General features: G+C 64.0%; 32 protein-coding genes. 2 read left to right on the forward strand and 30 right to left on the reverse strand.

The annotated features are described in order from the left end of the window. Positions 1–10 precede the first annotated feature (10 nt). From NX778_RS11475 to NX778_RS11495, 5 genes are all read right to left on the reverse strand, one after another. A complete protein-coding gene (locus NX778_RS11475) occupies positions 11–889 on the reverse strand; it encodes a cell envelope integrity TolA family protein (RefSeq protein ID WP_258811880.1) in 879 nt (292 codons plus the stop codon). 198 nt (positions 890–1,087) lie between these two features. Beyond that, the gene (locus NX778_RS11480) at positions 1,088–4,210 is read right to left on the reverse strand and encodes an efflux RND transporter permease subunit (RefSeq protein WP_258811881.1); all 3,123 of its coding nucleotides are present in this window, start codon (positions 4,208–4,210) and stop codon (positions 1,088–1,090) included. Beyond that, positions 4,207–5,385, reverse strand: coding sequence for an efflux RND transporter periplasmic adaptor subunit (locus NX778_RS11485; RefSeq protein WP_258811882.1), 1,179 nt, complete (start codon positions 5,383–5,385; stop codon positions 4,207–4,209). Before NX778_RS11485 ends, NX778_RS11480 begins: the two co-directional genes overlap by 4 nt. Before the next feature lie 116 nt (positions 5,386–5,501). Then, positions 5,502–6,863, reverse strand: coding sequence for an ATP-binding protein (locus tag NX778_RS11490; RefSeq protein ID WP_258812171.1), 1,362 nt, complete (start codon positions 6,861–6,863; stop codon positions 5,502–5,504). A gap of 2 nt (positions 6,864–6,865) precedes the next feature. Continuing rightward, positions 6,866–7,594 carry a response regulator gene (locus NX778_RS11495; RefSeq protein ID WP_258811883.1) on the reverse strand — a complete coding sequence of 243 codons (729 nt, stop codon included), beginning with the start codon at positions 7,592–7,594 and terminating at the stop codon, positions 6,866–6,868. Between the two features lie 208 nt (positions 7,595–7,802). Here NX778_RS11495 and NX778_RS11500 point away from each other — a divergent pair, with 208 nt between their 5' ends. Beyond that, positions 7,803–8,315, forward strand: a complete 513-nt coding sequence (locus NX778_RS11500) for a Spy/CpxP family protein refolding chaperone (protein WP_258811884.1) — start codon at positions 7,803–7,805, stop codon at positions 8,313–8,315. Positions 8,316–8,367: 52 nt separating this feature from the next. Here NX778_RS11500 and NX778_RS11505 read toward each other — a convergent pair whose 3' ends face one another. The 3 genes from NX778_RS11505 to NX778_RS11515 form a co-directional block, all read right to left on the reverse strand. Then, on the reverse strand, positions 8,368–8,568 hold the full coding sequence (locus NX778_RS11505; RefSeq protein ID WP_258811885.1) for a hypothetical protein: 201 nt from the start codon (positions 8,566–8,568) through the stop codon (positions 8,368–8,370). Between the two features lie 58 nt (positions 8,569–8,626). Further along, positions 8,627–10,546, reverse strand: coding sequence for a protein-disulfide reductase DsbD (dsbD, locus tag NX778_RS11510; protein WP_258811886.1), 1,920 nt, complete (start codon positions 10,544–10,546; stop codon positions 8,627–8,629). 101 nt (positions 10,547–10,647) lie between these two features. Beyond that, complete coding sequence (locus NX778_RS11515) at positions 10,648–11,406, reverse strand: SDR family NAD(P)-dependent oxidoreductase (RefSeq protein WP_258811887.1); 759 nt, start codon at positions 11,404–11,406, stop codon at positions 10,648–10,650. A 102-nt stretch (positions 11,407–11,508) separates the two neighbouring features. Between NX778_RS11515 and NX778_RS11520 the strand changes: the two genes are divergently transcribed. Continuing rightward, positions 11,509–12,408 carry a LysR family transcriptional regulator gene (locus NX778_RS11520; RefSeq protein WP_258811888.1) on the forward strand — a complete coding sequence of 300 codons (900 nt, stop codon included), beginning with the start codon at positions 11,509–11,511 and terminating at the stop codon, positions 12,406–12,408. An 88-nt stretch (positions 12,409–12,496) separates the two neighbouring features. Here NX778_RS11520 and rplQ read toward each other — a convergent pair whose 3' ends face one another. The 22 genes from rplQ to rpsC form a co-directional block, all read right to left on the reverse strand. Beyond that, complete coding sequence (rplQ, locus tag NX778_RS11525) at positions 12,497–12,889, reverse strand: 50S ribosomal protein L17 (RefSeq protein WP_258811889.1); 393 nt, start codon at positions 12,887–12,889, stop codon at positions 12,497–12,499. 208 nt (positions 12,890–13,097) lie between these two features. Continuing rightward, the gene (locus NX778_RS11530; RefSeq protein ID WP_258811890.1) at positions 13,098–14,075 is read right to left on the reverse strand and encodes a DNA-directed RNA polymerase subunit alpha; all 978 of its coding nucleotides are present in this window, start codon (positions 14,073–14,075) and stop codon (positions 13,098–13,100) included. Between the two features lie 135 nt (positions 14,076–14,210). Next, positions 14,211–14,834 carry a 30S ribosomal protein S4 gene (rpsD, locus tag NX778_RS11535; RefSeq protein ID WP_258811891.1) on the reverse strand — a complete coding sequence of 208 codons (624 nt, stop codon included), beginning with the start codon at positions 14,832–14,834 and terminating at the stop codon, positions 14,211–14,213. A 248-nt stretch (positions 14,835–15,082) separates the two neighbouring features. After that, the gene (rpsK, locus tag NX778_RS11540; protein WP_258811892.1) at positions 15,083–15,487 is read right to left on the reverse strand and encodes a 30S ribosomal protein S11; all 405 of its coding nucleotides are present in this window, start codon (positions 15,485–15,487) and stop codon (positions 15,083–15,085) included. 14 nt (positions 15,488–15,501) lie between these two features. Then, on the reverse strand, positions 15,502–15,867 hold the full coding sequence (gene rpsM / locus NX778_RS11545) for a 30S ribosomal protein S13 (protein WP_258811893.1): 366 nt from the start codon (positions 15,865–15,867) through the stop codon (positions 15,502–15,504). 16 nt (positions 15,868–15,883) lie between these two features. Beyond that, complete coding sequence (rpmJ, locus tag NX778_RS11550) at positions 15,884–15,997, reverse strand: 50S ribosomal protein L36 (protein ID WP_005663407.1); 114 nt, start codon at positions 15,995–15,997, stop codon at positions 15,884–15,886. Between the two features lie 34 nt (positions 15,998–16,031). After that, positions 16,032–16,250 carry a translation initiation factor IF-1 gene (gene infA / locus NX778_RS11555; RefSeq protein WP_005663428.1) on the reverse strand — a complete coding sequence of 73 codons (219 nt, stop codon included), beginning with the start codon at positions 16,248–16,250 and terminating at the stop codon, positions 16,032–16,034. 17 nt (positions 16,251–16,267) lie between these two features. Continuing rightward, the gene (gene secY, locus NX778_RS11560) at positions 16,268–17,602 is read right to left on the reverse strand and encodes a preprotein translocase subunit SecY (protein WP_258811894.1); all 1,335 of its coding nucleotides are present in this window, start codon (positions 17,600–17,602) and stop codon (positions 16,268–16,270) included. Between the two features lie 29 nt (positions 17,603–17,631). Next, entirely contained in the window at positions 17,632–18,063 is a 432-nt protein-coding gene (rplO, locus tag NX778_RS11565; RefSeq protein WP_258811895.1) for a 50S ribosomal protein L15, read from the reverse strand. Positions 18,064–18,086: 23 nt separating this feature from the next. Beyond that, positions 18,087–18,266, reverse strand: a complete 180-nt coding sequence (rpmD, locus tag NX778_RS11570) for a 50S ribosomal protein L30 (protein WP_258811896.1) — start codon at positions 18,264–18,266, stop codon at positions 18,087–18,089. 10 nt (positions 18,267–18,276) lie between these two features. Next, on the reverse strand, positions 18,277–18,795 hold the full coding sequence (gene rpsE, locus NX778_RS11575) for a 30S ribosomal protein S5 (protein WP_258811897.1): 519 nt from the start codon (positions 18,793–18,795) through the stop codon (positions 18,277–18,279). Between the two features lie 12 nt (positions 18,796–18,807). Further along, entirely contained in the window at positions 18,808–19,170 is a 363-nt protein-coding gene (rplR, locus tag NX778_RS11580) for a 50S ribosomal protein L18 (protein ID WP_258811898.1), read from the reverse strand. Positions 19,171–19,182: 12 nt separating this feature from the next. Beyond that, the gene (gene rplF / locus NX778_RS11585) at positions 19,183–19,716 is read right to left on the reverse strand and encodes a 50S ribosomal protein L6 (RefSeq protein WP_258811899.1); all 534 of its coding nucleotides are present in this window, start codon (positions 19,714–19,716) and stop codon (positions 19,183–19,185) included. 11 nt (positions 19,717–19,727) lie between these two features. Then, the gene (rpsH, locus tag NX778_RS11590; protein WP_258811900.1) at positions 19,728–20,123 is read right to left on the reverse strand and encodes a 30S ribosomal protein S8; all 396 of its coding nucleotides are present in this window, start codon (positions 20,121–20,123) and stop codon (positions 19,728–19,730) included. 14 nt (positions 20,124–20,137) lie between these two features. Next, positions 20,138–20,443, reverse strand: coding sequence for a 30S ribosomal protein S14 (gene rpsN / locus NX778_RS11595; protein ID WP_258811901.1), 306 nt, complete (start codon positions 20,441–20,443; stop codon positions 20,138–20,140). A 4-nt stretch (positions 20,444–20,447) separates the two neighbouring features. Then, positions 20,448–20,987 carry a 50S ribosomal protein L5 gene (gene rplE, locus NX778_RS11600; RefSeq protein ID WP_258811902.1) on the reverse strand — a complete coding sequence of 180 codons (540 nt, stop codon included), beginning with the start codon at positions 20,985–20,987 and terminating at the stop codon, positions 20,448–20,450. A gap of 6 nt (positions 20,988–20,993) precedes the next feature. Then, positions 20,994–21,308, reverse strand: coding sequence for a 50S ribosomal protein L24 (gene rplX, locus NX778_RS11605; RefSeq protein WP_258811903.1), 315 nt, complete (start codon positions 21,306–21,308; stop codon positions 20,994–20,996). A gap of 10 nt (positions 21,309–21,318) precedes the next feature. After that, positions 21,319–21,687 carry a 50S ribosomal protein L14 gene (gene rplN / locus NX778_RS11610; protein ID WP_036172202.1) on the reverse strand — a complete coding sequence of 123 codons (369 nt, stop codon included), beginning with the start codon at positions 21,685–21,687 and terminating at the stop codon, positions 21,319–21,321. A 233-nt stretch (positions 21,688–21,920) separates the two neighbouring features. Continuing rightward, positions 21,921–22,193: a 30S ribosomal protein S17 gene (gene rpsQ / locus NX778_RS11615; RefSeq protein ID WP_135191947.1), complete on the reverse strand. Its 273-nt coding sequence runs from the start codon at positions 22,191–22,193 to the stop codon at positions 21,921–21,923. Beyond that, positions 22,190–22,381: a 50S ribosomal protein L29 gene (gene rpmC, locus NX778_RS11620; RefSeq protein ID WP_258811904.1), complete on the reverse strand. Its 192-nt coding sequence runs from the start codon at positions 22,379–22,381 to the stop codon at positions 22,190–22,192. The genes rpsQ and rpmC overlap by 4 nt, the downstream gene beginning before the upstream one ends. Positions 22,382–22,393: 12 nt before the next feature. Next, complete coding sequence (gene rplP / locus NX778_RS11625) at positions 22,394–22,813, reverse strand: 50S ribosomal protein L16 (protein ID WP_258811905.1); 420 nt, start codon at positions 22,811–22,813, stop codon at positions 22,394–22,396. Positions 22,814–22,815: 2 nt separating this feature from the next. Then, positions 22,816–23,610 carry a 30S ribosomal protein S3 gene (rpsC, locus tag NX778_RS11630; RefSeq protein WP_258811906.1) on the reverse strand — a complete coding sequence of 265 codons (795 nt, stop codon included), beginning with the start codon at positions 23,608–23,610 and terminating at the stop codon, positions 22,816–22,818. Between the last annotated feature and the right edge of the window lies 1 nt (position 23,611).

Below are 23,611 nucleotides of genomic sequence, written 5' to 3' on the forward strand. Positions count from 1 at the left end.
AAGCTGACGATTACGACCGCGGCGGCGTGTAGTCCTTGAACATTTCCTTGTACAGGAAGTCCATCAACTGCTGCGTATCCTCCGGCCGTGCACTCAGGGTAACCACCTTGTTCAGCCGGTGCGATTCCCATTCGAAGTCGCCCTTCTTCTCCTTGCGGATCAGCTCGATCATCTTCTTGACGATCGCGGTCTCGATGTCGCGCTCGCCGCCGAGCTCCACCGTCACCTGGGTCAGCCAGCGGCGCTTGAAGTTCGGGTTCCAGCCGCGGAACTTGACGGTGGCGCTGGAGAAGGTCTTGTCGGTGACCGAGAACACGCCGCCGGTGTCGTTCTTGTCGTCGTTGGCGCTCTTGTTGACCGAGGCCACGTTGGCCAAGGCCTGGCGGTTGGCGCGCGCTTCCTCGCTCTCGCCGGTGTTGTCGACCGGGCTGCGGGCGCCGCGCTGCTTGCGGCGCGCCTCGATATAGGCCTGCATGTCGACTTCCTGCGGCTGCTCCTTCTTCGGCTCGACCTTGGTGGTCTCGACCGGCTTTTCGTTCGGGATCGTGATGGTGTTGGGCAAGCGCTGGACCTGCACCCGTTCCGGCGCGCTCTTCTTGGGCGTATGCACTTTCTTCGGCGCCTGCTCCTGCGGCTTGGGCTTGGCCTTGCCCGGCAGCGGCGCGATATACATGATCTCCGGCTGGCCGCCCCCGGCGACGCGCTTGAGGAAGGTCTTCGGCTGCAGCAGGTAGATGGCGACCAGCAAAAGGTGCAGCACGATCGTGACGACCAGGCCGGTCCGCTTGGAGCCCTTCCTGTCGTAGTGCGGCTCGGGCGCGTGCAACGGCTGGCCGCAGAGGGCGCAGAACTCGCTGTTGTCTACCGAGTGGTGGGAGTGATCGCGCAAGATGGTTACAGTCTGTAAATGGGCATAAAACAAGGTGCCGCAGCCAATGCGGCAGTCTATACGCTTTAGACTGAGTGTGCACGGCTGTGTTGCAGCGCACAGCTTACCGTTTGTCGGTCTTGACGCCTGTTACAGAATGTTTCTCTTCGCTGTTGCTGGGCGGTCCCGTCGCGCTTGACGGGACCGCTGCGTGCCTGCTTACACGACGGCGTGCAGCACCGGACGCGGTTCCGGCTCGCCTTCACGCTCGGCCAGTTGCACATCCGTCATCGGGCCGGTGCCGCTGAATCGGTCGAGCAACAGGTAGATCACCGGCGTGATGTACAGCGTGATCACCTGCGAGAAGATCAGTCCGCCGCATACCGCCAGGCCCAGCGGCTGGCGCAGCTCGGCGCCGGCGCCCAGGCCGAGCGCGATCGGCAGCGCGCCCATCAGCGCGGCCATGGTGGTCATCAGGATCGGGCGGAAGCGCAGGATGCAGGCCTCGCGGATCGCCGCAGCCGGCGTCATGCCGTGCGAGCGCTGGGCCTCCAGCGCGAAGTCGATCATCATGATCGCGTTCTTCTTCACGATACCGATCAGCATCAGGATGCCGATAATGGCGATCATGGTCAGGTCCAGCCCGAACAGGCGCAGCGTCAGCAGCGCGCCCACCGCCGCCGACGGCAGGCCGGCGAGGATGGTGATCGGGTGGATGAAACTCTCGTACAGCACGCCCAGCAGCACGTAGATCACGGCCACCGCGGCGATGATCAGGATCACCTGGCTCGACTGCGAATCCTGGAACACCGCGGCGTCGCCGCCGTACTTGGTGATGATCGAGGCCGGCAGCTTCATGTCCACGCCCATCTGGTCGATGGCCTTGGTGGCTTCGCCCAGCGGCACGCCCGGCGCCAGGTTGAACGACAGCGTGATCGCCTGCAGCTGGCCCTGGTGGTTGACCGCCAGCGGCCCGACCGTGCGCTTGATCGACGCGATCGACGACAGCTGCACCAGCTGGCCGTTCTTCGAGCGCACCGAAATGCGCGCCAGCGCGTCCTCGAACTGGCGGTCGGCGTCGGCCGCTTCCAGGATCACGTAGTAGCTGGCGGCGGTCGAGTAGATAGTCGAGACCTGGCGCTCGCCGAAGGAGCCGTACAGCGCGGTGCGCACGTCGGCCATCGACACGCCCAGGAGGTTGGCCTTGTCGCGGTCGATGTCGAGGCGCGCCTGCAAGCCCTTGTCCTGCGAATCGCTGGTGACGTCGCGGAACAGCGGGTTGGCGCGCATGCGCTCCATGAACTGCTTCGACCAGCCGCTGATGTCGCCGCCGGACACGCTCTGCAGCGTGTACTGGAAGCGGCTCTTGGACTGGCGCCCGCCCAGCTGCAGGTTCTGCACCGGCGACAGGTAGACCGCGATGCCGGGCACCTTGCGCACCGCCTTGCGCAGGCGGTCCAGCACTTCCGGCATCTTGGGCCGCTGGTCGCGCGGCTTGAGCACCAGGAACATGCGGCCGCCGTTGCCGCCGCCGGAGAACGAGGTCACGTCCTGCACCGCGGGGTCGGCCTTGATGATGGCCGCCACCTGCTCCTGCAGCTTGACCATGGCGAACGAGGAGATGTCCTCGGAAGCCTCGGTGGACACGCGGATCTGGCCGATGTCCTCTTCCGGGAAGAAGCCTTTGGGGATGGTGGTGTACAGCACCACGGTGAGCGCGAAGGTGCCCAATGCGATCAGCAGCACGATGTAGCGGTGCGCGAGCGCGACGTCGAGCGTTTTGGCGTAGCCGTTGCGCAGGCGGTGGAAGCCGGCTTCGAACCAGCGCGCCACCACCGACAGCTGCGGCTCGTCGTGGCCGCTGTGCTCCGGCAGCAGGCGCGAGGCCAGCATCGGCACCAGGGTCAGCGACACCGCCGCCGACACCAGGATCGACAGGCCGACGATCACCGCGAATTCGTGGAACAAGAGGCCGATCACGCCCGGCATGAAGAAGATCGGGATGAACACCGCCACCAGCGACACCGAGATCGAGACGATGGTGAAGCCCATCTCGCGCGCGCCTTCCAGCGCGGCGCGCAGCGGTTTCTTGCCCAGCTCGATGTGGCGCACGATGTTTTCGAGGACCACGATGGCGTCGTCCACCACCAGGCCGACCGCCAGCGTGATGCCGAGCAGGGAGATGTTGTCCAGGCTGTAGCCGAGCCAGAACAGCAGCGCCAGCGCGCCCAGCAGCGAGATCGGCATCGTGATCGCCGGGATGAAGGTGGCCGAGGCGCGGTGCAGGAACAGGAAGATCACCAGCACCACCAGCCCCACGGTCAGCGCCAGCGTGGTGTTGACGTCGTGGATCGCCTCGCGGATCGAGACCGAGCGGTCGTTGACCAGGTTGATCTTGATCGAGGCCGGCAGCTGCGACTGGAAGCGCGGCAGCAGTTGGCGCACTTCGTCGACCACCTGCACCGTGTTGGCGTTCGGCTGGCGCTGCACCAGCAGCACGATCGAGCGCTCGCCGTTGTAGGCGCCGTAGGCCTTGACCGACTGGTAGCTGTCCTGCACCTCGGCGACGTCCTTCAGGCGCACCGGCTGGCCGTCGCGGGTGGCGACGATCAGGTCCTGGAAGTCGGCCGCGCGCATCAGCTGGGCATTGCCCTGGATGGTCAGGCTCTGGTCGGGGCCGTCGAGGATGCCGAGCGGCGTGTTCGAGTTGGCCGAGCGCAGCGCGGTGGCCAGCTCGTCCATCGTGATATTGCGCTGGTTCATCAGCTCGATCTTGGCGCGCACCCGCACCGCGAACTTCTTGCCGCCGTTGACCGACACCTGGGCCACGCCAGGCAGGGTCGACAGCGCCGGCGACACCAGGTTCTCGGCGTAGTCGTCGAGCTCCGACAGGTTCATCGACGGCGAGGTCATGGTCATGAACAGCACCGGCGCGTCGGCCGGGTTGACCTTGCGGTAGGACGGCAGGTCGGTCATCTCCTGCGGCAGTTGGCGTTGCGCGCCGAGCAGCGCGGCCTGCACGTCCACCGCGGCGGCGTTGATGTCGATCGACGGATCGAATTCCAGCGTCAGGCTGGTATTGCCCTGGGTGCTGGTGGAGGTGATCAGGTTGATGCCGGCGATGGTCGAGAACTGCTTCTCGAGCGGCAGCGCCACCGACGAGGCCATCGCCTCCGGGCTGGCGCCGGCCAGGTTGGCGTTGACGTTGATGACCGGCGTGTTATAGCTCGGCAGCGCCGCGACCGGGATGTGGGTGTAGGCCAGGATGCCGACCAGGATCAGGCTGATCGACAGCAGGATCACCATCACCGGCCGGCGGATGCACAGTTCGGACAGGTTCATGCCGCGCCGCCCTTCTTCGCTTCCTCGGCCAGCGCGCCGCCGCGCTTGACGCCATCGGCCATGCGCACCTTGCCGCCCGGGCGCAGGTTCTGCTTGCCTTCGGTGATGACCTGCTCGCTGCCGGTGAGGCCGGTGACGGCCGCGTTCACGCCGAAGGAATAGACGGTGGCCACCGGCACCATGCGCGCGGTCTTGTCCTGGTCCACCACGTACACGTAGTTGCCCTTGGCATTGGTGACGATCGCGTTCTGCGGGATCACGGTGGCGTCCTTCAGGGTGCGCACGGTGACGCGGGTGTTGACGTACTGGCCCGGCCACAAGCCGTTGTCGGCGTTGCTGAATTCAGCCTTGACGCGGATCGTGCCCGAGCTGGGGTCGACCATATTGTCGATGAAGGACAGGTAGCCGGTGACCGGCTTGCCGTCGGCGCCGGTGCGCGCCTCGACCTCGACCTTGCCGGCCTTCTGCGCCTGCAGCAGCGAGGCCAGCGACGATTCCGGCAAGGTGAACGCGACCGTGATCGGGTCGAGCTGGGTGATGGTGGTCAGCGAGGTGGCGGGCTGGACCAGGCTGCCCGGGAACACATTGATGCCGCCGACCCGGCCCGGCATCGGGGCGCGGATCTCGTTGTAGCTGGCGGACACGTGGTTGGCGCGCGCGGCGGCGGCATCCGCCTGCAGCAGCGCGCGCGCGGCGTCGACCTGGCTCTTGAGCGTATCGACCGCGCTCTGGGCAATGAATTTCTGCGCGAACAGGTCCTGGCTGCGCTTGTACTGGCGTTCGAGGTCGGCCAGCGTGGCCTGGTCGCGCGCGACCTGGGCCTTGGCCTTGTCGACATTGGCGCGGTCGGCGCGGTCGTCCAGCGAGAACATCAGCTGGCCGGCCTTGACGAACTGGCCTTCCTTGATGTGCACGGTGCGGATGGTGCTGGTGGTCTGCGGGTGCAGGTCGACCGTGCGCAACGGCGTCACGGTGCCATTGGAGCCGACCGTGATGCCCACGTCCTGGCGCCTGACGGCGACCACGTTGACAGTGGTCGGCGGCTGGGCGCCGCCCTTGGCCGCCGGGCCGTTGTTGCCCTGCGCGTGGGCGCCGCCTTCCTGGTTGAAATAGAAACCGGTGAAGGCGACGACCAGCGCTGCGCCGGCGACGAGTGCGAAGTTTTTCTTTTTCATGCCATTCTCTGGCCACCGCTTGCGCGGCGGCGCCATTCTCTCTTGATTATTATATTGAGCGCGCGACACGCTCTCTCCCCCGGCGTATTGTCGCGCACTATGGTGTCATGTGTGTGTCACTTGCCCGGATAGTACTCCGGCAATTGCAGGGTGGCTTCCAGGCCGCCCCCGGGATGGTTGGCGAGCGTGATGCTGCCGCCGTGCTGCTCCGCGATATTGCGGGCGATGGTCAGGCCCAGGCCGGTGCCGCCCGACTCGCGCGAACGCGAGCTTTCGATCCGGTAGAAGGGATCGAATACCTTGGCCAGTTCGGCGCCGGCGATCCCCGGGCCGCGGTCGCGGATGCGGATGCGCGCCGCGCCGCCGACACGGTCGACCATGACGCTGGCCTCGTGTCCGTATTTGACGGCGTTGTCGATCAGGTTGACCAGGCAGCGGCGCAAGTCCATCGGCCGGCCCAGCAGCGCCATGTTGGCGCGCCCGGCCAGTTCCACGTGCTGGCGCGCGTCGACCGCGTCGGCGCACACCGAATCGAGCAGCGAATCGAGGTCCAGCATCTGCATGGTCTCGGTGGTGTCCATGCTGCGCGCCAGGTCCAGGCCCTCGCGCACCATTTCCTGCATCGCCGACAGGTCGCCGATCAGGCGCTCCTGCAACTCGCGGTCGCCGACCTTTTCCAGGCGCAGGCGCATGCGGGTGAGCGGGGTCTGCAGGTCGTGGGTGATCGCGGCCAGCATCTGGGTGCGCTGGAAGATGTACTGGCGGATGCGCGCCTGCATCGCGTTGAAGGCGGCGCTGGCCTGGCGGATCTCGCTGGCCCCGGCCAGTTCCAGCGGCGCGTGGTTGATGTCCTGGCCGAGGTCCTTGGCGGCCTGCGCCAGCCGCTTGAGGGGGCGGGTGGTCATGCGCGCGACCAGGTAGGCGAGGAAGGCGATCAACACCAGGAACAGGATGATGACCCAGCCGAAGCCCGGCTGGGCAGGGCCGGTGTTCGGGCGCGGCGGCAGCATCTGCAGGCGAAGCTCCTCGCCGTCGCGCAGGCGCACGTTGATGGTTTCGCAATACCCGTGCCATTCGAGCCGCAGCACGCCGAAAAGGGCCGCCTGGTGGTGCGGCTGGCCGCAGCTCGGCGGGCGCTCGGCGGTCGATTCGATCCGGTAGCCGGGGCCCAGGCGGCCGGACAGGATGGTCGCGAATTCGCTGCGGGTGGCGACCGCCGGCAGCGGCGCGCCGACGTCCAGCTTCAGGCCCGGGCGGTTGGCGACCGCGAGGTAGGCCGGGCGCGCGGAGGCGGGCACGATCTCCGTGGCCATGATCAATTGTTCGGCGCGTTCCAGCTGGTTGTTGTTGCGGTACTGGTCGATCACGCGCTGGCGCTCATTGTCGGCCGCCAGCTGCGTCAGGGTGGCCGAGATCAGCACGCCCAACAGCAGCGTGATGAAGACCCGGCCCGTCATCGAGCCCAGGAAGGCCCGCAGCTTCACGCAGCCGGCTCCACCGTCACCTGGCCGGCCAGCACGTAGCCACCATTGCGGACGGTCTTGATGATCTGCGGCATGCGCGCGTCCTCGCCCAGCTTCTGGCGCAGGCGGCTGATCTGGATGTCGATCGAACGGTCGAAGGGATCGGCGTCGCGGCCCTGGGTGAGGTTGAGCAGCTGGTCGCGGTTGAGCACGCGGTTGGGATGCTCCAGGAACACGCGCAGCAGGCGGAACTCGGCGCCCGACAGCATGATGATCACGCCCTGCGGGTTGACCAGGTGGCGCGCGGTCAGGTCCAGGGTCCAGCCGGAAAACTTCATCTGCTGGACATTTTCGGCGGCGGCGTTGGGCGGCATCGCGTGCGAGCGGCGCAGCACGCTGCGGATGCGCGCCAGCAGCTCGCGCGGCTCGAAGGGCTTGGGCAGGTAGTCGTCGGCGCCCATCTCGAGGCCGAGAATGCGGTCGAGCGGCTCGTTGCGGGCGGTCAGCATGATCACCGGCAGGGTCGAGTGCGCGCGCAGCTTGCGGCACAGGGTCAGGCCGTCGTCGCCCGGCAGGTTCAGGTCGAGCACGATCAGGTCGGGCCGCGCCTCGTCCAGGATTTTCCACATGGCGCTGCCGTCGCCGGCGGCCAGGGCGCGGTAACCGTTCGACTCCAGGTAGTCGGCCAGGAGCGTGCGGATGTCGCGGTCATCGTCGACGATCAGGATGGTAGAGGGAGTGTCCATGGGTTCAATTATCCTTATTAAACAAGGGCATGAACAGCGGGATTGTATCGCCATGTATATCCACCGGCGGTCGAAACAAATTGATACAAAGAACGGTTCACCAGAAATGCCGTGAAATGTCCGGGATACAGCTTTGGGACATCATGGGAACCGTGCAGCCGGGACGCCGGAGGCGCAACCCACCAGACATCCAGACAAAGGAACAACCATGAGCACCGTACGCAAGCAAGTGATGATCGCCCTTGCCGCCCTGTCGCTGGGTGGCGCAGCGATGGCCGCCCAGGCTGACGCCCAGGCGCCGCAAGCCCAGCAACGCCACCAGTGGACCCAGCAGGAACGCGAGGCCCACCGCGCCGAATTCCAGGCCAAAATGGCCCAGCACATGAAGGAGCGCGCCCAGAAGCTGCACGACGCGCTGCAGCTCTCCGCCGCGCAGGAACCGGCCTGGACCACCTTCGTGGGCGCGATGCACCCGGCCCATCCGGAGGCCAAGCGCGGCGAGTTCCGCGGCCTGGCCCAGCTGCCGGCCCCGCAGCGCATGCAGAAGATGATCGAACTGTCCAAGCAGCGCACCGCGCGGATGGAATCGCGCCTGGCCGCGCTGAACACCTTCTACGCGACCCTCACGCCGCAGCAGAAGAAAGTGTTCGACGAACAGACCAGCCGCGGCATGGGCGGGCACGGCATGGGCGAGCATCGCCAGGGCGGGATGCGCGGCTGATCGGACTGCGCTTGGGGGTAGGAGAAGGGACGCTGCGGCGTCCCTTTTTTTGTCACCTGAAGTGAGCGGCTAAAAAATAGATCGCGCCCACAAGGAAGCTATTGAGGGCGGCAACGAAAGTCATGAATCGCCAGGTTTGTGCGTTCAGTTCACGTTGCAAATCCTCTTTCGTCACGTAATTGGACTTGATCACCGCGACGTCGCGCTCCAGCGCTGCCAGCCGCTCTTCGATCCTTGTGGTTTCGGTGTCCATACCCCATCCTCCGGCGCGCACCGGAGGGTGTCAAGCGGGCCGCTCAGGCGTGGCGCGATCAGTTCAGCCGTTGCAGCGAACCGAGGAATTTGTTGGCGTCCTGGTAGCCGATCACGCGGCCGTCGGGGATTTCCTTGCCGTTGTGGTCGAACAGGATGATGCCCGGCGGACCGAACAGGCCGAAGCGCTTGAGCATGGCCTTGTCGGCATCGTCGTTGGCGGTGACGTCGGCCTGCAGCAGGATGGTGTTGGCGAGCTTGGCCTTTACGGAGGCCACCGGGAAGGTCAGCCGTTCCATTTCCTTGCACGACACGCACCAGTCGGCGTAGAAGTCCAGCAGCACGGTCTTGCCGCCGGTGTTGGCGAGCACGGCGTCGAGCTGATCGACGGTCTTGATGCGGGTGAACGCCAGGCGCTCCGGCGCCGCGCCGCCGCCGCGCAGCTGGCCCAGCGGGTCGAGCGGGTCGCGGCTACCGCTGACCAGGCCGACCACGAGGATCGCGCCCAGCACCGCCAGCACGATGCCGCCGGCCATGCTGATCCAGCCTTTCATGCTGCGCAGCAGGTAGGCGGCGTAGCCGATCAGCAGGGCGATCCACAGCAGCATCTGCACCAGTCCCGGCAACACGGGCGAGACCAGCCACAGCGCCATCGCCAGCATCAGCACGCCGAAGAAGTGCTTGACCGCATCCATCCACACGCCGGCGCGCGGCAGCAGCGAACCGGCCGACACGCCCACCAGCAGCAGCGGCACGCTCATGCCGATTGCCATCGCGAACAGCGCGGCGCCGCCGATGAACACATCACGGGTCTGGCTGATGTAGACCAGCGCGCCGGCCAGCGGCGCGGCCACGCACGGCCCGACGATGAGCGCCGACAGCGCGCCCATCGCGAACACGCCGGCCAGCTTGCCGGACTTCTGGCGGCCCGACGCATCGGCCAGCCTGGTTTGGACCGAGCCGGGCATCTGGAGTTCATAGAAACCAAACATCGACAGCGCCATCAGCACGATCAGCAGCGCGAAGCCGCCCAGCACCCACGGATTCTGCAGCGCGGCCGACAGGCCTTCGCCGATCAGGCCGGCGGCAACGCCGAGCGCGGTGTAGACGATCGCCATGCCCAGCGAGTAGGACAGCGACAGGATGAAGCCGCGCGAGCGGCGCACCTGGCCGCCCTCGCCCACGATGATCGAAGACAGGATCGGGACCATCGGCAGCACGCAGGGGGTGAAGGCGAGGCCCAGGCCAAGCAGCATGAAGGCAGGCACGATCGCCAGCAGGCTGCCGCCCTTGAGGATGGCGGCAATGCCGGACAGGTCGGATTGCGGCGCCGGTGCGGCCGGCGCCGGCGTTGCGGCGGACGGGGCGCTCGTCGTGGCGGCAGGCGCCGGCGCGGGCGCGGCCTTGTCTGCCGGGGGAAGATCAGCCTGCGCTGCGGGCACGACGCTTGCGCCCGGCACCGGGCTCGCGGCCGGGCTGGCGCCCTGCCCGCCCAGCGGAATCGTGGCGACCGGCGCACCGCCGCCCGCGACCAGCTGCGCGCTCGCTTCCTGCGGCGGATAGCACAGGCCCTTGTCGGCGCAGCCCTGGCCCACCGCGGTCAGCGTGAACGGGCCATTGCCCTCGACCGGGATGCGCACCGTCACGCCCTTGTGATAGGTCTCGACGTTCTTGCCGAAGTTCTCGTCGAAGTGCACTTTCCCCGGCGGGAACTGCGGTTCGCCCAGCTTGGCGCCGGTCGCCGTGAACTTGAAGCGCTCGCGGTACATGTAGTAGCCGTCGGCGATCTGGTAGCTGACCACCGCCGTCTTCGGCCCCTCCATGTGCGCGGAGAACTTGAACGCCACTTGCGGGTCGAGGAATTCGTCGTCGGCGCGCGCGGCGTTCGCCGTGAACAGGCAAGCTGCGGCGAGCAGCAGCAACAGCAGGGCTTGTTGCAGGCGCAGAAGCAGTGGGATCGAGCGGGTACGGGAGGACATGATTCCTTATTTTTCAGAGCCGCACCGGCGGGGTGCATCCAGAATCTTACACCACCGCCGGACAACATTCTGCGGCCTGGATTATCCTCACGGCCCTTTCATCAGATAAACATGCCGCCCGAGGCTTCAATCCGCTGGGCATTGATCCAGCGGCCCTGTTCGCTCAGCAGCATGGCGATGGCGTCGCCGATATCGTCCGCCAGGCCGACGCGGCCGAGCGCGGTTTGCGCCGCGATGTGAGCATTGACCTGGGCGTTGTCGCGCACTTCGCCACCGCTGAAATCGGTTTCGATGGCGCCCGGTGCGATCACGTTGACGGCGATGCGGCGCGGTCCAAGCTCCTTGGCGAGGTAGCGCGTCAGCACTTCGACTGCGCCCTTCATCGCCGCGTAGGCCGATTTGCCGGGCAAAGTGAAACGCGCCAGTCCGGACGACACGTTCAGGATGCGGCCGCCATCCTCAAGCAAGGGCAACAGCTCTTGCGTCAGGAAGAACACGCCCTTCAAGTGGATGTTGCACATTTCGTCGAACTGGGCCTCGGTGGTGTCGGCGAAACGGGCGTCGATGCCGGTGCCGGCGTTGTTGAGGAGGTAGTCGAAGCGCTCGCGCTGCCAGTGTTCCTTGAGTGCGGCGCTCACCGCGCCAGCGAACGCGCCGAAGGTGGAAATGGCGCCGGCGTCCAGCTGCAGGGCGATGGCGCGCCCTCCCATCGCGGTGATGGCGGCGACCACGGCCAGTGCCTCGTCGGCGCGGCTGTGGTAGGTCAGGATGATGTCGACGCCTTGCCGCGCCAGCTTGAGCGCCGCGTTCTTGCCAAGGCCGCGGCTGCCGCCGGTGATCAGTGCAATCTTCTGGTTCATGGTGTTGTTCCTCTGGTTGGTGATCGGAGAACAAAGTTTATTGTTGAAGCGGCGCCGGATAAAGATAGAATCCCCGGCAGGACTGTTCACGAGAACCTAACAATGGATAGAACCGATGGCATGCGCATCTTTGTGCGCGTGGCGGAGCTGGCGAGCTTCACGCAGGCGGCGGACAGCCTCGGCCTGTCGAAGGCCAGTGTGTCTTCCGCGATTCGCGAGCTGGAGGCGGGGTTGGGCGCGCGCCTGCTCCAGCGCACCACGCGCAAGGTGCAGATGACGCCGGACGGCTTGCTGTTCTACGAGCGCTGCCGCGACATGCTGGCCGAGCTGGATGAGCTGCAGGCCATGTTCCAGCAGGATGACGCGGCGCTGGCGGGCCGGCTGCGGGTCGACCTGCCGATCGGGGCGGCGCGCAATATCGTCATCCCGGCGCTGCCGGCCTTCCTGCGCGCGCATCCGCGCCTGCAACTGGAGCTGTCCAGCACCGACCGCCGGGTCGACGCGGTGCGCGAAGGTTTCGATTGCGTGCTGCGGGTCGGCACGCTGGAAAACTCGTCGCTGGTGGCGCGGCCGCTCGGGCATTTCGAGCTGGTCAATTGCGCCAGCCCCGACTATCTGGCGCGCCATGGCGTGCCGCACACGCCGGCGGACCTGCACGCGCACTGGCTGGTCGATTACGCGCCGGTGATGGCGGGCCGGCCGGCGCTGTTCGAATACGTGGAGGGTGGTGTGAGGCGGACCTGCGCGGCGCCGGCGGCGATCGCGGTCAACAACAGCGATGCCTACCAGGCCGCCTGTCTCGCCGGGCTGGGCATCATCCAGGCGCCGCGCGCGGGCATGGCCGACCAGCTGGCCGAGGGACGGCTGGTGCAGGTGCTGCCTGAGTTCCAGGCGCCGCCGATGCCGGTCACGCTGCTGTATCCGAGCCGCCGCCACCTGAGCAAGCGGGTGCGCCGCTTCATGGACTGGCTGGCCGATGTGATGCAGCCGCATCTATCCTGAGCCACCGGGCAATTACCAAGAACGAGGTGAAACACCGGACGAAAAAAAACCAGGCACACGGCCTGGTTTCTTTTTAGATCGCTGCGAATTACTCAGCGGTCGGGACTTCTTCTTCGCTGACTTCCGGACGGTCGAGCAGCTCGACGAATGCCATCGGGGCGTTGTCGCCGACGCGGAAACCCATCTTCAGGATGCGCAGGTAGCCGCCGTTACGCTGGGCGTAACGCGGGCCGATTTCGGCGAACAGCTTCTGCACGATTTCGCGGTCGCGCAGGCGCGAGAAGGCCAGGCGCTTGTTGGCCAGGGTGTCGTTCTTGCCCAGGGTGATGATCGGCTCGACGACGCGGCGCAGTTCCTTGGCTTTCGGAACGGTGGTCTTGATCGCTTCGTGACGCAGCAGCGAAACGGTCATGTTGCGCAGCATGGCCAGGCGGTGGGACGAAGTACGGTTCAGCTTGCGAAGGCCGTGACGGTGACGCATGGTATTTCCTTTCGAATGTTTTAATTCCAGTTCTTCGATCGATTATGCAATATTTCGCATAATCGCGGACCGGTTCAACGTTAAAGCTGGCCGGGCAGGATTGCACGGCCAGTTACTGCTTTTACCGCTTGTCCCTCCAAAAAGGCGCTGGCTTTGCCAGTCCTTTTTGGCTGGACCCAAGCGAAAGTAGGGTTGTACTTTCGCTTGTTTATTTTTCCAAACCAGCCGGCGGCCAGTTCTCGAGCTTCATACCCAAGGTCAGGCCACGCGAAGCGAGGACTTCCTTGATTTCGTTGAGCGACTTGCGGCCCAGGTTCGGGGTCTTCAGCAGCTCGTTTTCCGAACGCTGGATCAGGTCGCCGATGTAGTAGATGTTCTCGGCCTTCAGGCAGTTTGCCGAACGGACCGTGAGCTCCAGGTCGTCGACCGGACGCAGCAGGATCGGATCGACCAGCGGTGCGCGCGACGGGGCTTCCGCAGCGGCTTCCGTGCCTTCCAGCGCGGCGAACACGTTCAGCTGGTCAACCAGCACGCGGGCCGATTGGCGAATCGCTTCTTCCGGGGTGATGACGCCGTTGGTCTCGATGTTGATGATCAGCTTGTCCAGGTCGGTACGCTGCTCGACGCGAGCGGACTCGACTGCATAGGACACGCGGCGCACCGGCGAGAACGAAGCGTCCAGGATGATGCGGCCGATGGTCTTGTTGGTGTCTTCCGACAGGCGGCGCACGTTGCCCGGCACATAGCCGCGGCCCTTCTCGACCTTGATCTGCATGTCGAGCTTGCCACCGGCGGTCAGGTGGGCGATCACGTGATCCGGGTTGATCAGTTCCACGTCATGCGGCAGGTCGATGTCCGACGCCAGCACCGGGCCTTCGCCTTCCTTCTTGAGCGACAGGGTGACGGAGTCGCGGTTGTGGACCTTGAACACCACGCCCTTCAGGTTCAGCAGCAGGTCGACCACGTCTTCCTGCACGCCGTCCAGCGACGAGTACTCGTGCACGACACCGGCGATGGTCACTTCGGTCGGGGCGTAGCCCACCATCGACGACAGCAGCACGCGGCGCAGGGCGTTGCCGAGCGTGTGGCCGTAGCCGCGCTCGAACGGCTCCATCACGACTTTGGCGTGGCCGGGAGCGATGGCTTCAACATCGATGATACGGGGCTTCAACAAACTATTTTGCATGAAATGTCCTTTTCAATACCCTCGGCTCGTTACACCGATAAGGCTGATGGCATTAATGTGAAAAGCCCGCCGCGAGGGCAGGCATTACTTCTGCCGCCGCCCCCGCGGACGGGAGCGGCGGTGTACAGCGATTTTTTAACGCGAGTACAGTTCGACGATCAGGGCTTCGTTGACGTCGGCAGCGATCTCGTTACGCTCCGGGAACGACTTGAAGGTGCCTTCCATCTTCTTGGCGTCGACCGAGACCCAGCTCGGGAAGCCAACCTGCTCGGCCAGCGACAGCGCCTCGACGATGCGGGTCTGCTTCTTGGCCTTTTCGCGGACGGCGACGACGTCACCGGTCTTGACCGCGTAGGAAGCGATGTTCACGACCTGGCCGTTCACGGTGAAGGCCTTGTGGCTGACCAGCTGGCGCGCTTCGGCGCGAGTCGAGCCGAAGCCCATGCGGTAGGCGACGTTGTCGAGACGCGCTTCCAGCAGCTTCAGCAGGGTCTCGCCGGTGTTGCCCTTGCGGCGCGATGCTTCTGCGAAGTAGCGGCGGAACTGACGCTCCAGCACGCCGTAGATGCGCTTGACTTTCTGCTTTTCGCGCAGCTGGTTGCCGTAGTCCGAAGTACGGGCGCCCGACTTGACGCCGTGCTGGCCCGGCTTGACGTCCAGTTTGCACTTGGAGTCGAGCGAGCGGCGTGCGCTCTTCAGGAACAGGTCGGTGCCTTCACGGCGAGCCAGCTTTGCTTTTGGTCCGATATAACGTGCCACGTTGATTACCTTTTAAAATGAAATGACGCCCCGGAAGACAGCCGAGCTGTACGACAGGCGCTAGTCCAGTTCTGCTTGAGACCGGACGGTGGCTAACAAAGTCCCCCACGGATGAACCGCAGGCGACAACAGCCGGGCAGTATATCCCATTTCGCAGGGCACTGCACCGGCAATCTCTCACAATTAACCGGCTTCGCGGGGAAACCGGGGTGCATCCACAAGCTGCCGGACGGGCCGGCCAGGCTTGCTTAGATGCGGCGACGCTTCGGCGGACGGCAGCCGTTGTGCGGAACCGGGGTCACGTCCTGGATCTCGGTGATCTTGATGCCCAGGTTGTTCAGTGCGCGCACCGCCGACTCGCGGCCCGGGCCCGGGCCCTTGATCCGCACTTCCAGGTTCTTCACGCCCTGCTCTTGCGCCACCTTGCCGGCTGCTTCAGCAGCGACCTGTGCCGCGAACGGGGTCGATTTACGCGAGCCCTTGAAGCCAGCACCACCCGAGGTCGCCCACGACAGGGCATTGCCCTGGCGGTCGGTGATGGTGATGATGGTGTTGTTGAACGAAGCGTGGACGTGGGCGATGCCCTCAGCCACGTTCTTCTTGACTTTCTTGCGTACGCGAGCTGCTGCTGCGCTGCTTTGTTGCTTGGCCATGTCAGGTTCCTAGATTATTTCTTGAGGGCTTGTGCTGCCTTGCGCGGGCCCTTGCGGGTACGTGCGTTGGTACGGGTGCGCTGGCCACGAACCGGCAGGCCCTTGCGGTGACGCATGCCGCGGTAGCAACCCAGGTCCATCAGGCGCTTGATGTTCATCGACAGCTCACGGCGCAGGTCGCCTTCGACGACGAACTTGCCGATCTCGTCACGCAGCTTCTCGAGTTCGTTGTCGTCCAGGTCCTTGACCTTCTTGTTGGTCGGAACGCCAGCAGCGTCGCAGATCTTCTGCGAGCGCGGACGGCCGATGCCATAGATCTCGGTCAGGCCGATCACGGCGTGCTTGTGGTTGGGGATGTTGACCCCTGCAATACGTGCCATTCGTTATTCCTCGAAATTAACCTTGACGCTGCTTGTGACGCGGTTCCACGCAGATGACGCGGACCACACCCTTGCGCTTGATGATTTTGCAGTTACGGCAAATGCGCTTAACTGAAGCGTTAACTTTCATTTTGCACTCTCTTTCGGTTCGATTACTTAATGTCTTACTTGGTGCGGAACACAATGCGTGCGCGCGACAGGTCGTACGGCGTGAGTTCCACCGTTACCTTGTCGCCCGGGAGAATGCGAATGTAATTCATGCGCATTTTACCCGAGATATGTCCCAACACCACGTGGCCGTTTTCCAGCTTCACGCGAAACGTCGCGTTCGGGAGATTTTCGAGAATCTCCCCTTGCATTTGGATGACGTCGTCTTTTGCCATTCGTTCGCTTCCCCGCCCTAGCGGGTCGGAAGACCGCCCTTGAAGTTTGCCTTGCGCAGCAGCGATTCATATTGCTGCGACATCACGTAGTTCTGCACCTGGGCCATGAAGTCCATCGTCACCACCACGATAATCAGGAGCGACGTGCCGCCGAAGTAGAAAGGCACTTTCCACTGCGATTGCAGGAACTGCGGCAGCAGGCACACCAGCGTGATGTACACCGCGCCGGCCAGGGTCAGGCGCATCAGGATCTTGTCGATGTAGCGCGCGGTCTGCTCGCCCGGACGGATGCCCGGCACGAACGCGCCGCTCTTCTTCAGGTTGTCCGCGGTTTCCCGGCTGTTGAACACCAGGGCCGTGTAGAAGAAGCAGAAGAACACGATGGCCACGGCGTACAGCAGCGCCTGGATCGGCTCGCCCGGGGCCAGCGACGCGGCCAGGTCCTTGAGGAACCGGATGAACGCGTTGTTGGTGTCCTTGCCGCGCGTGAACCAGTCGACGATGGTTGCCGGGAACAGGATGATCGACGAGGCGAAGATCGGCGGGATCACGCCGGCCATGTTCAGCTTCAGGGGCAGGTGGCTCGACTGGCCACCGTACACCTTGTTGCCGACCTGGCGCTTGGCGTAGTTCACGAGGATCTTGCGCTGGCCACGTTCCACGAACACCACCGCATACGTCACCGCGGCCACCAGCGCCACGATGATGATCGCGGCGATGCTGCTGATCGAACCGTTCGACACCAGCGTGAACAAGCCACTCAGTGCGTTCGGCAGACCGGCTGCGATACCGGCGAAGATGATGATCGAAATACCGTTGCCGAGGCCGCGTTCGGTGATCTGCTCGCCCAGCCACATCAGGAACATGGTACCGGTCAGGAGCGTCACCACGGTCACGAAGCGGAAGCCGAAGCCCGGGTTCAAGACCAGGCCCTGCTGCGCTTCGAGTGCGACCGCGATGCCGAACGCCTGGAACAACGCCAGCGCCACCGTGAAATACCGGGTGTACTGGGTGATCTTGCGGCGGCCGGATTCGCCTTCCTTCTTCAGCGCTTCCATTTGCGGCGAGACGATCGACACCAGCTGCATGATGATCGAAGCCGAAATATAGGGCGTGATACCCAGCGCGAACACGGCGAAACGCGACATGGCGCCGCCCGAGAACATGTTGAACATGCCGAGCAGGCCACCCTCGTTCTGCTTGAACAGGGCAGCCAGCCTTGCCGGATCGATCCCGGGGACCGGGATGTGCGCTCCGATGCGGTACACGACCAACGCGCCAAGCAAGAACCACAGCCGGTTCCAGGGGAAGCCGGCGGCGGCGCTTTTGCCAAGTTGTGTATTAGTCGCCAATTTTTGCTCCGATCAGGCAGCTGGCCGCATTACGCGACCGAACCGCCCGCAGCTTCGATCGCCGCTTTCGCGCCCGCGGTCGCCTTGATGCCCTTCAGGTTCACCGCCTTGGTGATGTCGCCCGACAGGATCACGCGCACGTCACGTGCCAGCGTCGACAGCACGCCGGCCTGCTTCAGCACCAGGATGTCGACATCGCCGACGGCCAGGCCGTTCAGGTCCGACAGCCGCACTTCGGCCTTGAAGGTCGCGTTCAGCGACTTGAAGCCACGCTTCGGCAGGCGGCGCTGCAGCGGCATCTGGCCGCCTTCGAAACCGACCTTGTGGAAGCCGCCCGAACGCGACTTCTGGCCTTTGTGACCACGGCCGGCGGTCTTGCCCAGGCCGGAGCCGATGCCACGGCCGACGCGGCGCTTGGCGTGCTTGGCGCCATCTGCCGGTTGAATGGTATTGAGTTCCATTGATTTCTCCTTATGCGCGCGGCTTAGTCGATTACCTTGACCAGGTAGGCGACCTTGTTGATCATGCCACGCACGGACGGGGTGTCCTGCAGCTCGGAAACCGAGTTCACGCGACGCAGGCCCAGACCACGCACGGTGGCGCGGTGGTCTTGGCGGGTGCCGATCAGGCCCTTGACCAGTTTGACTTTAACGGTGTTTGCCATGATGTTTTCCTTAGCCCAGGATCTCTTCGATCGATTTGCCGCGTTTGGCGGCGATCTCGGCCGGAGTGCTCATTTTCGCCAGGCCGTCGAGGGTGGCGCGCACCAGGTTGTACGGGTTCGACGAACCGGTCGACTTGGCGACCACGTCGGTCACGCCCATCACTTCGAAGATCGCGCGCATTGCACCGCCCGCGATCACGCCGGTACCCGGCTTGGCCGGCGACATCAGGACGCGCGAGGCGCCGTGACGGCCGGTGACCGTGTGCTGCAGCGTGCCGTTCTTGAGCGACACCTTGATCATGTTGCGACGGGCTTCTTCCATTGCCTTCTGCACGCCGACCGGAACTTCCTTCGACTTGCCCTTGCCCATGCCGATGCGGCCATCGCCGTCACCGACAACGGTCAGTGCGGCGAAGCCCATGATGCGACCACCCTTGACCACTTTGGTCACGCGGTTGATCGCGATCATCTTTTCGCGCATGCCATCATCCGGCTTGTCGCTTGCCATTTTCGCTTGCATTTTTGCCATGACGATTCTTCCTTAGAACTTCAGACCGGCTTCACGGGCGGCTTCCGCCAGCGCCTTGACACGGCCGTGATAACGGAAACCGGAGCGGTCGAACGCAACTTCGGTGATTCCTGCTTTCAGTGCTTTTTCTGCGACGCGCTTGCCCACCAGGGCCGCGGCGGCAGCGTTGCCGCCGGCGCCCGACTGGCCTGCCAGCTGGGTGCGCACTTCGGCTTCCAGCGTCGAGGCCGACACCAGCACCTTCGCATCCGGGCTGATCAGGTTCGCATAGATGTGCAGGTTGGTGCGGTGCACCTGCAGGCGGTTCACGCCCAGCTGCGCAATCTTGATGCGGGTTTGGCGTCCACGACGCAGACGCGATTCTTTCTTGTCCATCGTCAGCTCCGATTATTTCTTCTTGGTTTCTTTCAGCTTGACCACTTCGTCCGCATAGCGGACGCCCTTGCCCTTGTAGGGCTCCGGCGAGCGGTAAGCACGCACTTCAGCGGCGACCTGGCCGACCTTTTGACGGTCGATCCCCTTGATCACGATCTCGGTCGGAGTCGGGGTCAGGGCGGTCACGCCTTCCGGCATTTCATGCAGCACCGGGTGCGAGAAGCCCAGCGCCAGGTTCAGCGCCTTGCCTTGGACGGCGGCCTTGTAGCCCACGCCGACCAGGGTCAGTTTCTTCTCGAAACCCTTGGTCACGCCGGTCACCATATTGTTGACCAGGGCGCGCAGGGTGCCCGACATCGCATTCGATTCGCGCGACTCGTCGACCACGTCGAACGTCAGCGAACCGTTGTTGTTTTCTACCTTGACCAGGCCGTTCAGCGGCTGGGTCAGCGAGCCCAGCGGGCCCTTGACCGTGATCGCTGCCGCGCTGATCGCCACTTCGGCGCCAGCCGGGACGGCGATTGGCATCTTAGCTACTCGAGACATCGTCTAACTCCTTAAGCCACGTAGCACAGCACTTCGCCACCGACACCGGTTGCGCGTGCTTTGCGGTCGGTCATCACGCCCTGCGGGGTCGAGACGATGGCAACGCCGAGGCCGTTCATGACCTGGGGGATGTCATCCTTGCCCTTGTAGATGCGCAGGCCCGGACGGGACACGCGCTCGAGGCGCTCGATCACCGGACGGCCGGTGTAGTACTTCAGACCGATTTTCAGTTCCGACTTGCCCGACTCGCTGGTCACGGCGAAGTCCTCGATATAACCCTCGTCCTTCAGGACATTGGCAATCGCGACTTTCAGCTTCGACGACGGCATCGACACGGCGGTCTTCTGCACGCCTTGCGCGTTGCGGATACGGGTCAGCATATCGGCGATAGGATCGCTCATACTCATTGCTTGTTCTCCTATTACCAGCTGGCTTTGGTCATGCCCGGGATCTCGCCACGCATGGCGAATTCACGGAGTTTGATACGGCCCAGACCGAATTTACGGAAAGTGCCACGGGGACGGCCGGTGATCGCGCAGCGGTTGCGCTGGCGGGTCGGGTTGCTGTTACGCGGCAGCGCCTGCAGCTTCAGGCGGGCTTCGTAACGCTCTTCATCCGACTTGGTCTGGTCGTCGATGATCGCTTTCAGGGCGGCACGCTTTGCGGCGAATTTCTCCACCAGGTCTGCACGCTTCTGTTCGCGGTTAATCAGGGAAAGTTTTGCCATGTTCTTAGTTCCGGAACGGGAATTTGAATGCGGCGAGCAGCGCTTTGGCTTCTTCGTCGGTCTTGGCGGTGGTGGTGATCGAGATGTTCAGGCCACGCAGCGCATCGATCTTGTCGTAATCGATTTCCGGGAAAATGATCTGCTCTTTCACGCCGATGTTGTAGTTGCCGCGGCCATCGAAGGAACGGCCGTTGACACCGCGGAAGTCACGCACGCGCGGCAGGGCCACGGTGATGAAGCGGTCCAGGAACTCGTACATGCGGTTGCCACGCAGGGTCACCATGGCGCCGATCGGGTAGCCTTCGCGGATCTTGAAACCGGCGATTGCCTTGCGGGCCTTGGTGGTGACCGGCTTCTGGCCGGCGATCTTGGTCAGGTCGCCAGTAGCGTGCTCGATGATCTTCTTGTCCGCCACGGCTTCACCCAGACCCATGTTCAGGGTGATCTTGGTCAGGCGCGGCACTTCCATCACCGACTTGTAACCGAACTTCTCGGTCAGCTCGCCGACGACTTTGTCTTTATAGAGTTGTTGGAGACGGGCCATGTTGTATTACCCTTTCACTGCTTCGCCGTTCGACTTGAAGACGCGAACCTTCTTGCCGTCGACAGTCTTGAAGCCCACGCGGTCGGCCTTGCCGCTCGCTGCATTGAACAGCGCGACGTTCGACACGTGGATCGGCATGGTCTTGTCGACGATGCCACCAGTCACACCGGTCATCGGGTTCGGCTTGACGGCCTTCTTGGCCACGTTCACGCCTTCGACGACCACGTGCTCGGCATCGACGCGGGCGGTCACGACACCGCGCTTGCCCTTGTCCTTGCCAGTCAGGACGACGACTTCGTCGTTTTTACGAATCTTATCCATTGCGATCCTCTTACAGAACTTCCGGTGCCAGGGACACGATCTTCATGAACTTCTCGGTGCGCAGTTCGCGCGTCACCGGCCCGAAGATGCGGGTACCGATCGGCTCCAGCTTGGCGTTCAGCAGGACAGCGGCGTTGCCGTCGAACTTCACCAGGGAACCGTCCTGGCGGCGCACACCCTTGGCGGTACGCACAACCACGGCGTTGTAGATTTCACCTTTCTTGACGCGGCCGCGCGGGGCAGCCTGCTTTACGGTGACCTTGATCACGTCGCCAATGCTGGCATAACGGCGCTTGGAACCGCCCAACACCTTGATGCACAAGACTTCCTTGGCACCGGTGTTGTCGGCCACTTCGAGCCGGCTTTCAGTTTGAATCATGATATTTTCTTTCCCAACTTAAGCCGAAGAAACCCCACGAACACTCGTGGGCCTGCGGTCAGTCTTGGTCCCGCCGCCCGCCTCCATTGCAGAAGCGAACGTTTGGGTGATTGGACTTTCCAATACTTCGTTGCAGGCCGCGGCGGACGCGGGGACCACTGCGGCAACACATGAACGAAGCCCGCTAGTATTACACATACCAGCGGGCCCCGCAAGACTAATTTGTCAGCGCTTTACAGAACCTGTGCGACTTGCACAACACGGGTCACGGTCCACGCCTTCGTCTTCGAGATCGGGCGACCTTCCTGGATCTCGACCGTGTCGCCGGTCTTGGCCTGGTTGGTCTCGTCGTGCGCGTGATACTTGTTCGAACGCACGATGATCTTGCCGTACAGCGGGTGCTTGACGTGACGCTCAATCAGCACGGTCACCGTCTTGTCCATTTTGTCGGACACGACTTTGCCGACCAGCGTGCGCTTCAGCGCCGTTTTAGTGGTGTCGTTCATTTGGCTTCCTTCTGGTTGATCACGGTCTTCACACGCGCGATGTCGCGGCGAACCTTCTTGAGCTGCGCGGTATTGGTCAGCTGCTGGGTCGCGATCTGCATGCGCAGGCCGAACTGGGCCTTCAGCAGGTCGGACAGTTCCTTTTGCAGCTCGTCTGCACCTTTGCCGCGGAGTTCACTAGCTTTCATATTCAACTCCTGTTATTGGCCAACCTGGCGCACCACGAAGGTGGTAGCCAGCGGCAGTTTGGCAGCGGCCAGGCGGAATGCTTCGCGCGCCAGTTCTTCGGCGACACCGTCCATCTCGTACAGGACCTTGCCTGGCTGGATTTCGGCGACGTAGTACTCCGGGTTACCTTTACCGTTACCCATACGGACTTCGGCCGGCTTGTTCGAGATCGGCTTGTCCGGGAAGATACGGATCCAGATACGGCCGCCACGCTTGATGTGACGGGTCATGGCGCGACGGGCAGCTTCGATCTGGCGGGCGGTGATGCGGCCGCGGACGGTCGCCTTCAGGCCGAACTCACCGAACGACACCGCGGTGCCACGGTCGTGCGAAATGCCGGTGTTACGGCCTTTCTGCTCTTTACGATACTTTCTGCGGGATGGCTGCAGCATCTTTATTCTCCTGCTTTGTCAGCAACCGGCTTGGCGGCACGGCGGCCAGCGGGTGCGGTACCTGGCTTGGCGCCCGGGCGGCCACGGCCGGCCGGCTTGCCGTCTTCACGACGCGGGCCGCGCGGCTTCTTCTCTTCGGCCGGGGTCTCGATTACCGGAGCTTCGCCCGTTGCCGAACGGTCGCCCTTGTAGACCCAGACCTTGACACCGATGATGCCGTAGGTGGTTTCCGCTTCGCTGGTGCCGTAGTCGATATCGGCGCGCAGGGTGTGCAGCGGCACACGGCCTTCGCGGTACCATTCGGTACGGGCGATCTCGATGCCGTTCAGGCGGCCCGACGACATGATCTTGATGCCGAGCGCGCCCAGGCGCATCGCGTTCTGCATGGCGCGCTTCATGGCGCGGCGGAACATGATGCGTTTTTCGAGCTGCTGCGAGATCGAGTCGGCGATCAGCTGGGCATCGATTTCCGGCTTGCGGATTTCTTCGATGTTCACGTGCACCGGCACGCCCATGATCTTGGTCAGCGACGACTTCAGCACTTCGATGTCTTCGCCCTTCTTGCCGATCACGACGCCCGGACGCGAGCTGTACACGGTGAAGCGCGCGTTCTTGGCCGGACGCTCGATGACGATGCGGCCCACCGAAGCGTTCTTCAGCTTCTTCTTGAGGAAGGCGCGTGCCTTCAGGTCTTCGGCGAGCATCTCGGCGAAGTTGCTGTTGCCAGCGTACCAGCGCGAGGCCCAGTTACGGGTTACTGCCAGGCGAAAGCCGGTCGGATGAATCTTCTGTCCCATC

Origin of the sequence: Massilia terrae (genome assembly GCF_024753145.1) — a bacterium.
Taxonomy (GTDB): Bacteria; Pseudomonadota; Gammaproteobacteria; order Burkholderiales; family Burkholderiaceae_D; genus Telluria; species Telluria terrae.